This is a genomic window from Mesorhizobium sp. M4A.F.Ca.ET.050.02.1.1 (assembly GCF_003997725.1).
Classification (GTDB): domain Bacteria; phylum Pseudomonadota; class Alphaproteobacteria; order Rhizobiales; family Rhizobiaceae; genus Mesorhizobium.
Window position 1 is genome coordinate 1 of the sequence record NZ_RZSG01000954.1, and the last position, 2,051, is coordinate 2,051.

Annotated in this window: 3 protein-coding genes and 1 pseudogene; all 4 read right to left on the reverse strand. The window is 63.6% G+C overall.

What is annotated here, in order from left to right:
* The coding region (locus tag EOA33_RS33580; protein ID WP_145989451.1) for a histidine phosphatase family protein at positions 1-341 on the reverse strand (341 nt) is incomplete at its 3' end.
* A 42-nt stretch (positions 342-383) separates the two neighbouring features.
* Positions 384-914 carry a ribonuclease HI gene (gene rnhA / locus EOA33_RS33585; protein ID WP_127407570.1) on the reverse strand — a complete coding sequence of 177 codons (531 nt, stop codon included), beginning with the start codon at positions 912-914 and terminating at the stop codon, positions 384-386.
* A complete protein-coding gene (locus tag EOA33_RS33590) occupies positions 911-1,873 on the reverse strand; it encodes a homoserine kinase (protein WP_127407571.1) in 963 nt (320 codons plus the stop codon). The genes rnhA and EOA33_RS33590 overlap by 4 nt, the downstream gene beginning before the upstream one ends.
* A gap of 7 nt (positions 1,874-1,880) precedes the next feature.
* Positions 1,881-2,051: pseudogene (locus tag EOA33_RS33595) on the reverse strand (4-hydroxy-3-methylbut-2-enyl diphosphate reductase); the annotation flags it as partial.

Consider the following 2,051-nt stretch of genomic DNA (forward strand, 5'->3'; position numbering starts at 1 on the left):
GCCCTTTCCCATCCGCGAATGCTGCTGTGTGGATTGGCGAAGAATTGGTCGGCGACCGCCTCGAATTCCGGCGGCGGCAGGAAACCCGTTGCCGACCGATCGTTCTCGTGCATCCGTTCCCTCACCTCGACCGTGAGGTTCAGATGCCTTGCGAGGATCTCGGCGGTTTCGATCGCCTTGCGTTCAGCCGACGACACGACACGCCGGATCGACCCGATCCAGGGCTGGTCGAGCATTGTGGACGCTCTGGCTCGCCCGATGTCGGATAGCCCCCACTCCGGCACCGGAACGTTGGCATCGACCTGAACCTGGGGATGCGTGATGTAGTATGCGGTCGCCACGATAGAGGGTCTTCCTGCCGGGGAGCGGAGCCGCTTGCGGAATCAATAGCTCTGCGTCGAGCGCCGCGGCTTTGCCGCTGTCGGCTGCGTAGCTTGTGCCGCCGGCTGCGGTGCCACGGCAGGCCTGACGGGGTCTTTCTTGAACGGCGCCATGCCTTCGCGAGCGAGCTCGTCGGCGCGCTCGTTCTCGGCATGGCCGGCATGGCCCCTGACCCAGTTCCAGGTGACCTGGTGACGCCGGTTGGCTTCGTCCAGCGCCTGCCAGAGCTCGCCGTTTTTGACCGGCTTCTTGTCGGCGGTCCTCCAGCCGTTCTTCTTCCAGCCATGGATCCACTTGGAAATGCCGTCCATGACGTACTTGCTGTCGGTGTGAAGCTCGACCGCGCAAGGCTCCTTCAGCGCGTTCAGCGCCGAGATGGCAGCGAGCAATTCCATACGGTTGTTGGTGGTCTCGGCCTCGCCGCCCGACAGTTCCTTGGTCTTGCCATTGAATCGCAGGATGGCGCCCCAGCCGCCGGGGCCCGGATTGCCCGAGCAGGCGCCATCCGTGAAGATTTCAACATGCTTGGTCATAGCAATCCGTATTCGGAGGGAGATTTGATCGCCCGATGGAACCGCATCCGGCGGATATATTCGGTCGGGTCGCGCTTCATGACCAATCCGCCGTTGGGAATGGTCAGCCAGTCATAAAGCCGGGTCAGCATGAAGCGCAACGCCGAGCCGCGCGCCAGCATCGGCAGCGCCGCCTTCTCGTCGCCGCTCAAAGGCCGCACACTCTGGTAGCCGGCGAGCAGCGCCGTACCCTTGGTCAGGTTGAAGGAAAAGTCCTTCTCGAAGCACCAGGCGTTGAGGCAGGTGGCGACGTCATAGGCGTAGAGATCGTCGCAGGCGAAATAGAAATCGATCAGGCCGGACAGTTTCTCGCCGAGGAAGAAGACATTGTCGGGGAAAAGGTCGGCATGGATGATGCCTTCCGGCAGGTCCTTCGGCCAGTTGCGCTCGAAATCGGCGAAATCGGCATCGACCTCGGCTGCCAAGCCGGGCTCGACCTCGTCGGCCCGGTCGCGCGAGGCGTCCCACAATTTGCGCCAGCCGTCGATGGCGAGGGCATTCGGCCGCCGCAAGGCAAAATCCCGGCCGGCGAGATGAAGTTCGGCCAGCGCCTTGCCGACTTCGCCGCAATGCGCCGCCGTCGGCCGCCGCAGCGACAGGCCTTCGAGGAAGGTGATGATGACGGCGGGCCGGCCGGCGAGCTGGCCGATGACGGTGCCGTCGTGCGCGGTGACCGGCAGCGGGCAGGAAATGCCCTTTCGCGCCAGATGACCCATCAGGCCGAGGAAGAACGGCAGGTCAGCCTTGTCAACGCGCTTCTCATAGAGCGTCAGGATGTAGGAGCCGCTGGTGGCGTGCAGCAGGAAGTTGGAATTCTCGGTACCTTCGGCGATGCCCTTGTAGGACAAGAGTTCGCCGACCGGATAGGCCTTCAGGAACGCGCCAAGCTCGCCCTCGCTGACATCGGTATAGACGGCCATGGGCGCTTCACGCGGCTCCGTTGACGAAGGCCATGTCGGCCGCCGTCAGTTCGACATCGCGCAAAACCCGCATCACCGGAAAGTCCTCCGTTTCGGTCGCCGTCACCGCCAGCTCGATCGTCACGTCGAAGCGCTGCCGGAAGGCATCGATGATCTCATCGACAATGATCTCCGGCGC